The sequence below is a fragment of the Flagellimonas oceani genome (assembly GCF_011068285.1).
In the GTDB taxonomy this organism is placed as follows: Bacteria; Bacteroidota; Bacteroidia; order Flavobacteriales; family Flavobacteriaceae; genus Flagellimonas; species Flagellimonas oceani.
Map to the genome: position 1 here is coordinate 2851859 of NZ_CP049616.1, position 15026 is coordinate 2866884.

Annotated in this window: 8 protein-coding genes; all 8 read right to left on the reverse strand. The window is 42.6% G+C overall.

The window, feature by feature from the left end; genetic code table 11:
* Positions 1-8: 8 nt before the first annotated feature.
* Positions 9-1223, reverse strand: a complete 1215-nt coding sequence (locus GVT53_RS13105; protein ID WP_166248979.1) for a glycoside hydrolase family 76 protein — start codon at positions 1221-1223, stop codon at positions 9-11.
* An 8-nt stretch (positions 1224-1231) separates the two neighbouring features.
* Positions 1232-2467: a SusE domain-containing protein gene (locus tag GVT53_RS13110; protein ID WP_166248980.1), complete on the reverse strand. Its 1236-nt coding sequence runs from the start codon at positions 2465-2467 to the stop codon at positions 1232-1234.
* A complete protein-coding gene (locus GVT53_RS13115) occupies positions 2467-4038 on the reverse strand; it encodes a RagB/SusD family nutrient uptake outer membrane protein (RefSeq protein ID WP_166248981.1) in 1572 nt (523 codons plus the stop codon). The genes GVT53_RS13110 and GVT53_RS13115 overlap by 1 nt, the downstream gene beginning before the upstream one ends.
* A 10-nt stretch (positions 4039-4048) precedes the next feature.
* Entirely contained in the window at positions 4049-7156 is a 3108-nt protein-coding gene (locus GVT53_RS13120) for a SusC/RagA family TonB-linked outer membrane protein (RefSeq protein WP_166248982.1), read from the reverse strand.
* A gap of 83 nt (positions 7157-7239) precedes the next feature.
* A complete protein-coding gene (locus GVT53_RS13125; RefSeq protein WP_166248983.1) occupies positions 7240-9042 on the reverse strand; it encodes a class I mannose-6-phosphate isomerase in 1803 nt (600 codons plus the stop codon).
* Between the two features lie 144 nt (positions 9043-9186).
* Entirely contained in the window at positions 9187-9915 is a 729-nt protein-coding gene (locus GVT53_RS13130) for a GntR family transcriptional regulator (RefSeq protein WP_166248984.1), read from the reverse strand.
* Positions 9916-10044: 129 nt separating this feature from the next.
* A complete protein-coding gene (locus GVT53_RS13135; RefSeq protein ID WP_166248985.1) occupies positions 10045-12507 on the reverse strand; it encodes a PA14 domain-containing protein in 2463 nt (820 codons plus the stop codon).
* Between the two features lie 76 nt (positions 12508-12583).
* A complete protein-coding gene (locus tag GVT53_RS13140; protein WP_166248986.1) occupies positions 12584-14767 on the reverse strand; it encodes a GH92 family glycosyl hydrolase in 2184 nt (727 codons plus the stop codon).
* Positions 14768-15026 lie beyond the last annotated feature (259 nt).

Genomic DNA, 15026 nt, shown 5'->3' on the forward strand with positions numbered 1-15026 from the left:
AGATTTTTTTAAGATTGGTTTTCCTCATATAAGGCCACCACACCATAAGCTTCTATCAAAGCCGCTTGATGTAGCAACCAATAATATCTGCCTTCGCTATTGCCAGACCAGTCCTCAAAAAACTGTCCATCTGAATTCCTTGCACTTTCCCAGGCGTGATCCATGTTCTTGATAAAAACATCTATGTACTCATCCGTTTTTGAATCGTATTCCGATAATTGCACGAATGCGGACAACAGCTCAACATTGAACCAAGAATCATTGGTCTGATAAAATATTTGTCCATCCACAACGCTCGTAAACTTAGAGTAGGCCGATCGTGCCGTGGCGATTGCCTCGTTCAAGTATTCTTGATCATCGGATATTTCATAGAGGTTTACCCCGGCCATGATCATTAAGGCCGCATTGTAGGTCCACTTTATGGTGTTTATTTGCTCTGTTGCTATATTGATATCGTTCCAGTATAGATTGTCACTGGGATCCCTTAAGGTGTTATAGTTCCACTCGTACACCCGTTCCGCAAAAGTCCTGTACTGTGACTCATTGGTCAACTGGTACATTTTACTGGTTACATAAGCTGCATAGGCACTGGTATTGGCCGCTTTCATACAATTGGGTCCATCCGTACAATTGGTGGATTCTCCCTCAAACCAGTACAATCCGCCGCCCATTCGGGAATCCTCACCGGACATAATAAATGCAGTGACCGTCTTGGCCCTGTTCAAATAAAAGGCATCCCCCGTAAGCTCGTAAGCTTTGATCAGTTCCATGGCAACGATGGCACTATCATCATAATAATGATCGGTGGGTCCCTCGGTTACCGGAGCTGCTTGGTAAGTGGGCAAAACGCTCCTGTCATCATAATAGGCTTCAAGGCCGGAAAACTCTTTGTCCAAAATGGCCCTATCATACCCTAGCTCATAAAGCACATTGCCTGCCGTAAGCATTCCCACATAGGGCCATAAGTAGCTATATTCGGGTTCTCCCGACTGTGGCGGAAAATTTTCCTTATAAAGCTCCCCTTTCTTATAAAGGGATTGGATCATATCATAAACGGCCTTCGCCTTTTCTTTATGGCTCAAGGATTCCTCTTCTTCGGGAACCGGGTTCTCGGTTTCTTCGTTTCCTTCTTCCAACTGATCCTCGATTGAGGGGTCGCTGCTACAACTGACCCCCCATAAAAACAACAGGGAACATAAAAATGTGAATTTTGAACTTATCATATACGGAGTTATTCTTGTATTAATACTTGATAATAATTTTCAGCCTTGGGGTCAAATACGATCCTTACCGTAAAGTTTGCCCCGTTCAATGCATCTGGAAACTTCCAGGCTCCTTGCCAATATCCAGCATCGGGACCCAAGAAATAGGTGTTGTTATAGTATTCCGGTTCGCCTCCGTTGGGTCTTCCGTTATATGCTTCAAGCCCTGGCACTAAAGATGCATTCATTGCCTCGTTGTGCATACTTCCCAGATAGGAAACCTGTCCATCTCCCAATTGGAATTGATAGCGATACCGCTCTTCCTCCCAACCTAACCAATCCGGGGCATCAGGTGATTCGGGGGTCAAAAATTCGAAATAGGCATTGGTAGCTTCAAAAGTATGGTTTCCTACGTATTCAAGGTCTGCTTTAACGGCTTGATTTGCCAAAATATACAGCTGAATATTGGAAATTTCCGTAAAGGAAATGGTCGCTTTGGCCAAATCCATTCGCACCCTGTACACACCTTCTTCCATATCAAAAGTGGTAGGATCATCCCCTGATCGGATCTTTCCTTCCGAGTTGATGTAGTACTGGGTAAAATCTTCCGCCGAAGCATTGTTTCCATTAACGATATAAAATTCGCCTGGAGAAAGTCGGGTTACCGATTCAAAAACACCAGGTTGAAAATTATCATTGGGCAATTGATTGGAAATCTGCTTGAAGGCCACTGCATTGGGAATATCGGATGCTTCGGTGGCCGAACCGTATACGTACATATACTCCGGAAATATCGCCAATCCTTCAGGTCTCATCAAACTTAACGTAGCAGGCTCCGCGAAATTTTCCCTGAAATAGCTGCTCGAAGCTTCGACCGTCCATGCCACATCACCCGTTTCCAATTGTTGAATGCCGGCTTCGGCCGCAATAATGTTCAACCGCGAAGTGCTCATGGTAAAGGTGGTTGCCCCACCACCATTGTCAGACGGTGAAGTATATATGGGGTCGCTAAAATCTCCCCCGGGCATATCAAACTTTATGGTGTACAATATGGTACCACCATCGTTGGCTTGTGCCGGGGTCCAAGAAAAGATGATGTTGTCACCATTCTCAAGGTCTATCGCTATAGTCTCGCTACTACTTGGGCTTTCCAAAGAACCCGTTAGCGCAATTTCTGGATCTAAAGTGTAGTCGTCGTTATCGCATGAAATCAATGTCATGGATAAAACCATCAATGTCAAAAATGACTTCAGTATTGTTTTCATTACCAATTAGGATTTTGGGTTAGATTATCGTTTATATCTCGCTCACTAAGCGGAATGGGCCACAAATAGTGTTTTGCAGGGTCAAAATTTCTTTCGTCCACTCTAATGTATCCATCATCCACCATACTGTCGTCGGTTTTAATGCCATTGGCCCACCCGTTGAGCACCTGCTCGGCAATCTCCCATCTCCTGATATCGAAGAAACGGTGGCCTGCTTCAAATGCGAGCTCTATTCTTCTCTCGTTCCTTACGATTTCCCTTAACAGATTTTGGTCATTCCCTGGAAAAACGAGTGCATCTCCTTGAAGTCCGGCCCTAGCCCTTATGGCTCCGATGGTAGCATCCCAATCGGCCTGACTGAATGTCCCCAATTCTATTTTGGCCTCGGCCAAATTCAAGAGTACTTCCGCATATCGTATCAAAATGAGGTTAAGACCGGAATTTACTTGGTTCCTGGCCATGGGGTCGTAGAACTTGTGCACATAATACCCTGTGGGCGTGCTATTGGATGAAAAGTTCAGTCCATCCGGTTCATCACCCGGGGAAGTACCTATTACAATATCATTGCCTTCAAAATCCTTCATGGTATATTCATCGTGGATAATTGTCGCGGACAACCTTGGATCACGATTTTGATAGGGATTGTTTTCGTCATAATTTGCTTCCGGTTCATCAATACCATATCCATTTATGGTCGGATAGGCATCCACCAGTTCTTGCAAGGGTGAAAAATTGGCATACCCACCCAAACTTGGCGGTATCAATGAGTATTGGTTGTTGTGTTCCCTAAATGTAGGGATGTACTGAAGGCTCAATAAAATTTCGTTGGCCAGCTCATTCTCAGTTTTAAAGAGGTCTGCATAGCTGGGGAACAACGAATAATCGCCCAACAGTCCTTCTGCCAATGCAGCCGCATTCTCATACTCTCCATTGTACAGGTGGACCCTGGACTTAAATGCTATTGCCGCATCTTTGGTGATCCTGCCACTTTGATCGGCGGGGTAGCTGCTTGGAAGGCCATTTATCGCTGAGGAAAGCTCATCATAAATGAAGGCCAAAATGGTTCCGCTATCGTCCCGTTCAAGAGTAAGCGACTCTTCTATACTGATTTCATCTGTAATAAATGGGACATCGCCATACAATTCTATTAGATTGAAATAATGCCAAGCTCTGATAAACCTTGCTTGAGCGGTAAAAGCCCTTCGCTGGTCTTCCGTGATTTCTTCAACATCGTTAATGTTGTTGAGAAATATATTGGTTCTGCGTATGGCTTCATACCTACCGGACCATACACCGGCCACTACCCCATTGGCAGTACCGTAACTTCCACTCGCAATATTACGATACTCTTCCATCGCCTTGGTGTAGGCGTCATCCGAAAGTGCATTAAAGTATAGGTAGTCTTGTGCTGACATTAAATCAGCATAAATCGAGTTCAGGAATATTTGTGCATCCTCCTCGGTATCCCAATAATTCAATTCGCTCTGCGAATCCATCGGGGATAGATCCAAATCTGAAGAACATGCGGAAAATATCCATATGACACTTAGAAATAAAAATATTTTTTTCATGATGTTTTTTTTAGAAATTAATGTCAAGTCCCAAAGAGAAGATTCTGGACACGGGGTATACCCTTCCACTTGCCCCTGTATTTTCTGGGTCCACGCCAATAGCATTCAGCGGACTAAATGTGGCAATGTTCAAGCCGGTCAGATACAACCTAATTTTGCTCAGCCCCATTTTCTCAACCGCTAGATCGGGTATGGTATATCCCAACTGAATGTTCTTGATTCGAAGATAATGGGCATCAAAAATGTAGAAATCGGATTTGGCGGCATTGTTCACTGACTCAGCTCCGACCGTGAGCCTAGGATATGAAGCATCCTGGTTTTGTGGGGTCCAACGATCAAGATGGCGATTGAACACCGGTCCTTCGTTGCTGTTATGAAAAGCCTCAATCACCTCTCCTCGTAACCATTGTTTTCGCTGTCCCACACCTTGAACGAAGATTGAAAAATCAAACCCGTTCCAATTGGCGGCATACGTTGCGCCGTAGGTATATCGAGGAAATTCATTGCCAAGGATAAAACGGTCGTTATCATAATCGATTTGTCCATCTCCATTGCGATCGACATATTTGATATCCCCGGGATCTACATCATTTACAAAAATTGGAGTGGGGTTGTTGGCGATTTCCTCATCTGTGTTAAAAAAGCCATCGCTCTTCAACGCGTAGTAGGAATTGATGGAATATCCTTCTCGTAAAATGGTATTCACATCAAAACCATTAATGAATTCGCGACCTCGAAGATCTTCGACCTCATTCTTGTTATCGGCGACATTAATATTTAGTGAATGGTCAACTTCCCCTGTTTGGAACCTGTAGCCCAAACTCAACTCCCAACCTCTGTTCCGTACCGACCCGGCATTTTGGAAAGGCTGTCCCAGACCATAGGTCCCTGGAACTGGCAATTGGAGCAATATATCCTCTGTGAGGTTATCAAATAACTCAACGGTTACATCAAAGCTTCTATTGAACAATGAAAGGTCTATACCCAAGTTTTTCATGGTTGATGTCTCCCATGTCCTATTACTGTTGCTTACGGAATAATATGATCCGGAAACAGGCACGCCGCCAAAACTGTACACATTGCTGTTAATATTGACCAAACTCTGGTAACCGTACAGATCGTTGATATCCTGATTTCCCAATTGCCCCCAAGAAGCCCTTACTTTGGCAAACGAGATAAAATCAACGGATTCCATAAAAGTTTCATTGCTTATGGTCCAACCGGCTGATATGGAAGGGAAGACACCCCAACGGTTCTTCGATGAGAATCTGGACGATCCATCATATCGGATGTTTCCATTGATCTGATACCTATCATCATAAGAATATCCAATTTTACCAAAGAAGGATTGGATGGACCATTCATTACCGGAACCATTGGCACTCTGAATATCACTGGCATTGCTGATCACCCCAAATTCATTTCCAGGGATATCGATTCCAGTGACACCAAAAAATTCACTCTTGAAACTTTCGGACGAAGCTCCCAACATCATGTTGAAGCTATGCTTATCATTAAAGTCCTTGCTGTAACTAGCCGTCAAGAAAGGGTTTAAATACAGGGACCTATTATAATTATCGGTTACGGAGTTTTCGTTGTTTCCGCCGCCTGGGTATGCAAAATCTATGGCCTTACGAAACTGATGGGTTTTGTTACTGGTCAGGTTACCGCCCAATACCCCTTTAAGAATCAGATTTTCAACGGGTTCATATTCAATGCTAAAATTCCCCAAGAACTCATCGTTCTGGTATTTTGTCGTTCCTCCTACCTCAAGTTGGGCCAAAGGGTTGCTGTTGCTTCCGCTCACAAGCGTGTAATCACCATTTGCGTCCACAATGTCATAAATGGGAGGGATACGCATGGTGGGCTCTATGATCCATTCCTCAAAATAGGCGTTATCCTTGATATCGTTTCTAGCAAATGACATACGTCCGCCCAACTTCAATTTATCATTGACCTGCTTTTCCAGATTAATCCTTGCATTATAACGTTGGTAGCCATAATCCGGACCTTTGAACATACTTTCTTGGTCCACATAACCAAGTGAGACCAAATAGTTAAGACCATTCTCCGCACCGCTCATGGATAGGTTATGGCTACTTTGCAGTGCCATATCCTTGTAAATCTCACGGTTCCAGTATACATTGGGACCATTCTCCTTGTAATCCAAGATTTGCTCTGGTGTAAACACTGGTTGAAAACCAGAGTTTACCAAAGCCTCGTTACGCAATGTGGCATACTCCCAAGAAGAGGCAAATTCAGGAAAATTGGTCGGTGTCTGGACGCCATAAGACCCTTGGTATTGAAATACGGGTTTCCCGGACTTCCCTTTTTTGGTGGTCACCAATATTACCCCATTGGCCGCTCGGGAACCATAAATGGCGGATGAGGCCGCGTCTTTAAGAACGCTTATGCTCTCAATATTGTTTGGGTTCACATTGTTCAAAGAACCGATTACACCATCGACCACAATCAAGGGGGTGTTTCCATTGATGGTACTTACACCCCTAATATTTATCTGGGGCACAGAGCCCGGTCTAGATGTTGTATTTTGAATGATCAGTCCTGGAGACTCACCTTGCAACGCCTGATAGGAATTGCTGACAGGTTTTCCTTGAATGGCAGTCTCATCGATGGTACTGATGGCCCCTGTAAGATCGGCCCGCTTTTCCGTACCATACCCAACTACGACAACCTCATCCAAATTGGAGGTGTCCGATTCAAGCGTTATGGTTAGTGGCGTATCATTGTTAACAACGACTTCTTTGGGTTTATAACCGATATAGGATACAATCAGTATATCGCCCTCCTTACCAGTTAGGGCAAAATCTCCATCCATGCCCGTACTGGTTCCATTGGTGGTTCCTTTAATAAGGACGTTTGCCCCAAATATGGGCCCCACTTCATCACTTACCGTACCTGTAATATTAATTTCCTGTGCCAATCCGCTATGTGCAACAAGCACTAGAAAAAGAACGGTTACGAAGGACCTCCTTGCAATAAAGCCCCTCCCTCGATCTACATTTGCTATGCTAAATGACAGCTCATTTGAAGAAATTCCAGAAAAGAACCTCCAAAAATGGCATCCATTCCTTAAAAAGTTAGTTATTGATTTCATACGTTTGTTTTAAGCTAATTTTTAGTTTTCTGTGTGCGTTTAGTTGTAGTACTGAATAGGTTTTCGTTTGTTTTTCATGGTATTTATTTTAGAAATGCATTTATGACTTTGGCCCTGCCTTCGCCCAAATTCTTCAACTTGAAGCTTTTGGCAGCTGCCGGAACAACAAAGGTTTCAGCATAAGCAAGTGTTTCCACATGGCCGTTTTCAGTTTCCAATTGGATTTGATCACCTTCGACCAACATCATCACCTGACATGAATTTTCGGTGCTTCTTTCAATGATCGCATCAAATTCAAGTCTTCGGACATCATAGAAATGTTCGGGGTGGGTTGGATAATTTGTAACCCTATAATTGGAAGATTCTTCCGAAACATAGGTTTTGGAAAAGAGTTCGTTGGGTACGTTTTTCCCTTTCCTATCAAAATTCAGGTTCTTAAAGGCGTGTTCGATGTTTATGGGGCGTGGTTTCCCATCAAGATCTAAACGTAACCAATCATACATTTTAAAGGTGAAAATATATGGGGTGGCACTGATTTCCAGCACCATGTTCCCAGAACCCGCACTATGTACCGTCCCATTGGGAATAAGGTAAAGGTCATGCTTTTTGGATGGGTGCTTTTGCACATAGTCAACAATGTCCAATTCACTATTTTCCTCTTGACTGCGCTCAAGGTCCTCTTTGAATTTTTGAGGATCAATATTCTCTTGAAAACCGAGGTAAACACTGGCATCCTCCTTGCAGTCCAAAATATAATAGCATTCATCCTGTGTAATATTTTCTCCAAATTCCTCTTGAATGTAAGTAAGGCTGGGATGACATTGGATGGACAGATTCCCTCCTTCATAGGTATCCAAAAAATTGAAGCGAATGGGAAACTCGGTTCCAAAGGTTGGTTCGTGCTTGCCCAAAACCCTTTTGGATTCCTGGTTCATTAAAAAATCAAAGGAAATTTCCAGAAGGTAGCCATCACTTTCAAAAAGCAGTCCATTTTCGGGAACGATCAAAGAAAATGCCCAAGCATAATTGACGACATCCTTGTTCAGACCAGGTATGTGGTCCATCATCCAGTGGCCGCCCCAAGCACCCGGCTCAAACCAAGGCCTGACCCTAAATACCGATTCGGCCATGGATGTAAGGGCTTCCCTGATATCTTTCATATAGGACCAAGTAATCGTGTCATTGAACTGTGCATCTACCATGACATCAATTTTTGAGGCCAATCGCTCCTTTTCCTTGTTCAGTACCACCCAATCGATAAAGTAGTAATGTTTGTACATTTTAAAATCCACGTTTTTTGTGGAAATACCTAAATTGGATGCACAACCGCCCCTCATTCGATACTGGAGTTCATTTTTTGGCAAATCAAAATAGACCAACGGACCGTCCCAATTCAACAAACTAGACCCGTTCCCGTATGCTATATTGATTGCACTTTGGTGATCTGGCCGAAGGGCTTTCAACTTTTCCCCATCAAAATAATCCACAAGGGAAAGATCACATTTTCTACCCCATACCGATTCTTCCTCTCCCAAAAAGGGTTGGATCATGGATTTGATTTCCCTTTCGTCCTTTAAGCATACATCAATGTTTACGATATTTGCTGTAAAACCCTTTCCCAAGAGAACATCTCTGATCTTTTGTGCCACAATGTCCCATGCAATTCCCGAAAATCCATCAAGACAAATGGTTTTGTGTTTGATGATATAATCTACGAGCCCCTCATAACCTTCAAAGATCTTTCCACTTTCAAGGTGATGTTGGGGGTAAATATGGTATTGGGAGTTTTGCGGCCGTTCCAAGCTAACTTTGGGCGATAGTATGTATTGATCGCTCTTTCTATGTATTTGCAATGTGCTTTCGCTATTTTCTTCCTTTTGAATCATTAAATCTTCAATAATTAATAATGTACTTATGTACAAACATAATAATTTAATCTATTTAAAACATAAGATTTCGACAAAAAAATGTTTTTATTATTTGGAAAGTGTTCGGGTTCGGTCGTTTATTTTAGGAATATGGCAATTTAATCACCTACTGCTTTCAACCGTATAAATAAAGCTGTCCGATTTATAATAGCCCATGTTATACTCAATGGGCCTTTCTCCTTGATCAAAAACGAATCGTTTTCTAAACAGGACCGGTGTTCCTTTTTCAATTTCAAGCTTTTGGGAAACCAACTCATTGGATGCCGTGGCGCTTATTTCTTCTTTGGAAAGGGAAGCTATGGTGGAGTGCTCCTGTTCCAACATTTCATAAAGGGGCATTTTAAAATCTTCCTCTCCTGTTAACCCGATCCTGGGGTGAAAGTAGGATACAAAGTAGACAAAGGGCTCATCGGGCTTTCCTCGAACCCGTTCCATTTTAAGTACTTTTTTGTCCTCACGGATATTAAAAAAATCCATAACACTGGATGGCGGTCGCACCCAACTTAAATGCAATTCGAAATTCCGTATGGGTATTCCCCTTACTTTCATTTCCTGGGAAAAGCTCAACCAGTTGTTGGACCGCGAACTTACGGGCTGGGGCGCTACCCGTGTACCCGCTTTTTTCTTTCGTACCAAAAGCCCCTCAAAAACCAGTTTTTTGATGGCTTGCCTTACGGTGGAACGGGAAATCGCCAATCGTTTGCTGAGCTCCACTTCGCTGGGCAATATTTTACCTTGTTGATATTCTTCCTTCGCAATGAGTTCACGGAGCAATTGCTCAACTTGGGCATGTAGCGGAACTGGACTCTTGTGGTCTATTTCAAATTTCATGTTGTACCTAAGTTATATGGTAGGATAGATCAATGTTTACACATACCCTCAAAAATAGCACTATAAATATGGTTTTTCATTCATATTCATTAACATTTTCAATCAAGGAAGTTTACAGGAACGCCCATTTTATTGATGCGTATAATTATCTTTTGACAAGTCCTTACCATCCGGCCCTACAATCTTTACATCCAAACCCAATCCCCCACCAGCTTGAAAATACTGAAGTGAGAATTTATGATACCCCTTTTGAAGCGGTAGATCAATGGTTTTGGTCTCCATGGCATGATGACCATCGTGATCAATGACCATTTTATCCGCAATCCACAGCTTAGAACCATCGTCCGAGGTAACATGAAATGTATAGATCCCATCCTTTTCCAAACGAACATACCCATCGAAAGTAAGGCCATAATTGCTATCCCTTGTTGCTTTGCTCAAATCAACGGTACCTGTAATGCCTGTTTCCAATGATTCGAGTTCACTAAAATCTGGAAGATTGTCCCATTGTCCATGGTAGTATGCATACTTCAGACCCTTCTCAAAGTTTTCACTCAATTTAGATTGAGGCGGGTTCAAGGAATCAACTTTTTCAAAACGCTTCTGCACTACTTTACTTTTTTCATCACCGACAATGGACCTCGCCTTCAAAACCGAGGTGGCATCGACCCATATAGGTGATGTATATTTATTTGAGCTTTGTGTCGGTTCCGAACCATCCAATGTATAATAAATGGCCTCGCCCTTCCTGTTGGTCAACGTAACCTTTTCTTTATCCTGAAAGATTGCGTGGTCATACGAAATGGAAACCGGGGAAATCATATTGTCCGTATGGATATCACGAAAAAAATCGATTGGTAATTTTATGATTTCACGGTCATAGGTCACCAGTCCATTTACTTCACCTTCCACATCGGACACTTGGGTATAAACAACGGCGCTTGCCGCCTTATCGTGCTTCATTTGCCAGACTTTATCCCATAATTCGGTATATGAATTTTTAAACTCCAGCGTGTCCGTCATTTCGCGGTATCCCCAGTTCTCTTCCTGCCATAGATGTCCGGGCAATGCAAGTCCGAGGCCTCCAAATTCCCCCAAGACCGTGGCCCGCTCTTCTTCGACCGGATAAATATCCGGACCAGGGTAACTGTGCATATCAATGATGTCCCCCACATTATGATCGGTCCAACCACTGGCATTGCTCACGAGCCTTGTCCCATCCATTTCTTCGACCCAATGGGTAAGTCGTTCCGTATCATACTGCCCCCAACCTTCATTAAAAACAACCCATATCACTATACTGGGGTAATTGTATAGATCATCTATCATTGCCTCAAGTTCCTTTTCAAACTGCTGTTTATCCTCAGATGTCAATCTTTCCTCAAAATCCTCATGGGGATAGACCTGTGGCATGTCCTGCCAAACCAGCATACCCATTTTATCACAGAGATAGTACCAGCGCTGACTTTCGGTTTTTGCATGTTTCCGCAACAAGTTGAAGCCCATCTTTTTGAAGGTCTCAATATCCCATATATAAGCTTCCTCGGTAGGCGGTGTCATCAAGCCGTCTGGCCAATATCCCTGATCGAGGACTCCGACTTGAAAGTAGGGTTCGTTGTTCAACAATATTCTGGTATCATTGTTTTCATCTTTTCCCAAACTGATTTTACGCATCGCCACATAACTGGAAAATTCATCCGTAATGGTGTCATCATTGACCAATTGAACTTCCAGATCGTAAAGAAATGGCTGTTCAGGCGTCCACAACTTTGCCTCTGGAACATTTATTTTGATATGCTCCCCCGCAGTACCCTCTGCCTCAGCTATGGTTTGATTCCCATCTTTCAGAACCAGTTTGATCATTCCATCCCCTTCCGTAGTCTGTCCAATAAAATCAACCAAACCTTGGTCAATATCAGGTTCTATTTTGAAGGTTTCTATATGATTGGACTTAACGGGTTCCATCCATACCGTTTGCCAAATGCCGGTAGTCGACGTATAAAAGATACCTTCAGGTTCCTTTACCTGTTTCCCTACAGGTTGCAACCCATCATTTGAGGCATCGTGTACCTTGACCATCACTTCCTGTTGCCCAGTGGTTAAGTACTCGGAGATATTAAATGAAAAGTGATCAAATGCACCCTTATGTTCTCCAACTTTTTGTGTGTTGATGTAAATGGTTGCGTGATAGTCAACGCCCTCAAAATTCAATAGCACTTCGTCCCCTCGCCAATCCTCTGGTACGGTAAAGGTTTTTCGATATAATAGATCATCGGTTTTTTCCATAACCCCAGAGAGATAAGACTCGACCGCAAAAGGAACCAAGATGGTATCTGAAAGGTCGGTCCCAAAGGGAATGTCTTTCTTTGGAGAAGTATCTACCTGCCAGTATCCGTTCAGGTTCATCCATTTCTCCCGCTGTTGGATAGGTCGTGGGTATTCCGGCAAAACATGTTCTGGATCTACTTGATCGGTCCATTTGGTTTTTAAAACGGCTTCTGGACTTTTGCCCTGCTCCTCCGACTTTTGACCCGTATTACAGGAAGTGAACAAAAAAACAAGGGACAGTGTAAGATATAGATATGGTTTCATAATGAATTAAACGAGTTTACAGTTCATTTAAAGGGTTTAAAGCTAGGGTTTTGTTTCAACACAAGTGGGTCAACGATTAGTTTTCTGTCTTAATTAAAACCTCCCCGCCCTTATCAAATAGGGAATGGTCAATGAAAAAGCCATTGGTTCGGGCTCCATTGACATAAATGTCTTTCAAATCTCTGGATTCTCCATCCTTTATGAGCTTTAAAGTCTTATTGTCTTTCAAATTCCATGTAATGGTATCAAAGATGGGAACGGTGACCAAATATTCAGGGTCCGAAGGGGAAAACGGATACAATCCCAAGGCATTGAACACATACCAAGACGACATCTCTCCTGCATCGTCCATTCCGGAAAGTGCCAAACCTTCTTCACCAATTCCATAATAGTCCGACAACAATTTATCGATAACCGCCTGTGACTTTTCTGGCTTTCCTATAAAATAATAGGAAAATGGTGCTTCATGTCCCGGTTGATTTCCTTGACTATATTGTCCCATAAATCCAGATATGTTTCGAGCGATATAGTCAGGGTTCCATTTATAGGTAAATAGTGAATCGAGCTTTTCTTCAAACTTTTCTTCTCCCCCATATTGGTCAATAAGTCCAGGCATATCGTGAGTGGCGAAAAAAGAAACCTGCCATGCATTGGCCTCTCGGTACATGTATTCGTAATAGGGGTATTCAGGATTGAACGGTTCAACCCAATCACCATTGGCCAATCTTCCCCGCATAAAATTGGTTTTCCTATCGAATACGTTCTTGTAATTTTTGGATCGAGCCAATAAATCCTTTTGATGTTCCGGGTCGTCCATTTCTTCGGCCAATAAGGAAAGGGAATAATCATCATAGGCAAATTCCAAGGTTTTGGACACCCCTGCCTTCCCTTTGGATTCTGTATTGGGATTGTCAATTCTAGGTTCTGATATATACCCGAGTTCCATGTACTCTTTGATATATGGACGGGTGCCACCTTCTTTATAGGCATTGTTGAGCAATAGCTCGTATGCCTTTTCCACGTCAAAATCCTTTATTCCCCGTAAATAGGACCCTGTTATAAAAGATGCTGCATGATCACCATGGAAAAATGTGGGGATAAATCCTGTGACAGCTCCCCTGTCGATAAGTGATGAAATCACATCCGAAGTTACCTCAGGCCTCAAAATTTCCATCAATACCACTTTATTTCTATAGGTATCCCATAATGAGGGGATGGTATAATAGTGAAAATCCCTGTTTTGAACTTTTCCTGCGGCATCGACAAAATCTCCGTTACTGTCACTTCGTAAGGCGGGCCATAGAAATGATTTATAGAGGGAGGTATAGAAGATTTCTTTCTGCTTTTCCGATCCGCCCGTGACCTCAATCTGATTTAGAAAATCCGACCATATTTTTTTGCCCTCCCCAAATACATCCTCAAAGGATTTGGCCCCAACTTCTTGTTCCAAATTCAACTTTGCATTCTCTTCATTAACATAGGACAATCCGATCTTCATGGTAACCTTACCTTCACCATCGTCCTTTAAATGTGCAATAGCATAACCTTTAGATTCTCCGGGATTGGTCGATACGATACTATCGATTTCCGCATCCATTCTGGCATAGAAATGAATTTTATCCCTTCCCACCTTTTGATGACCGCTCAGCTCGTTGGACGAAACCTTGGTGATTCCCCAATCAGAGACATGATTGTTGGCAGTTCCCAAATCGAACACTATTCTTTTTCCCGCGGGCTCCTCATATTGATATTCGTGGATAGCGGCCCTTAATGTTGAAGTCAATCTTACATTGATATCGTAATTCTGTAAGTGAACCTGATAAAAACCAGGGGATGCCGATTCATTATCGTGGGAAAAAGTTGCTTTAAAAGGTGCTTTGGCCTGAGCGGAAATTGGCAATACAGGTAAGTTGCACAAGTTCCAGTGCCCTTTATTGGTATGGGCAAACCCCAAAATTTCGGTATCCTCATACTCGTAACCGGCACCCGTACCATATTCGGTGATCGGACTGACCTGAACCATGGCATTCGGCAGAGATGACCCTGGAAAGGTCAATCCCGCCCATACCCTCCAATCTTTTGGAGGGGTATAGCCAATTATTTTCTCGTCCAACAAGGGTGCTGTTCCCATAAATGTATTCACATAAGCATAGGGCGTTTTATCATTTAATGATTCGGTTTTCAGCTTTGTCCCATCTGTTTTACAAGAGCTTAACAATATGGATGCACTAAGAAATAGTATAGTTTGTTTGGTTGTCATGATATGGATGAAAATGATTCAAATATCCGCTTGCTGATTGTGTGGCAATATTTACCCTAATAAAGTGAATATTTATATTTTGTATTTATGTACGAACATATTAAATTATTTTGATAAAAATACTTAATCGTTTCAGAAAAATAATTGAATAGGATTGTTTCAGTGAAAAACAGGCTCCCTTAAGGAGCCTGCATCAAATTAACTAAACTAACTCAAATCCACTTTATGTACTATTTTCCATAAAGAAGGTTTGGCTATT

Coding starts and splice junctions, on each gene's coding strand:
- GVT53_RS13135 (WP_166248985.1), bottom strand. CDS start 12,507: ATGAAACCATATCTATATCTTACACTGTCCCTTGTTTTTTTGTTCACT.
- GVT53_RS13105 (WP_166248979.1), bottom strand. CDS start 1,223: ATGATAAGTTCAAAATTCACATTTTTATGTTCCCTGTTGTTTTTATGG.
- GVT53_RS13130 (WP_166248984.1), bottom strand. CDS start 9,915: ATGAAATTTGAAATAGACCACAAGAGTCCAGTTCCGCTACATGCCCAA.
- GVT53_RS13115 (WP_166248981.1), bottom strand. CDS start 4,038: ATGAAAAAAATATTTTTATTTCTAAGTGTCATATGGATATTTTCCGCA.
- GVT53_RS13140 (WP_166248986.1), bottom strand. CDS start 14,767: ATGACAACCAAACAAACTATACTATTTCTTAGTGCATCCATATTGTTA.
- GVT53_RS13125 (WP_166248983.1), bottom strand. CDS start 9,042: ATGATTCAAAAGGAAGAAAATAGCGAAAGCACATTGCAAATACATAGA.
- GVT53_RS13120 (WP_166248982.1), bottom strand. CDS start 7,156: ATGAAATCAATAACTAACTTTTTAAGGAATGGATGCCATTTTTGGAGG.
- GVT53_RS13110 (WP_166248980.1), bottom strand. CDS start 2,467: ATGAAAACAATACTGAAGTCATTTTTGACATTGATGGTTTTATCCATG.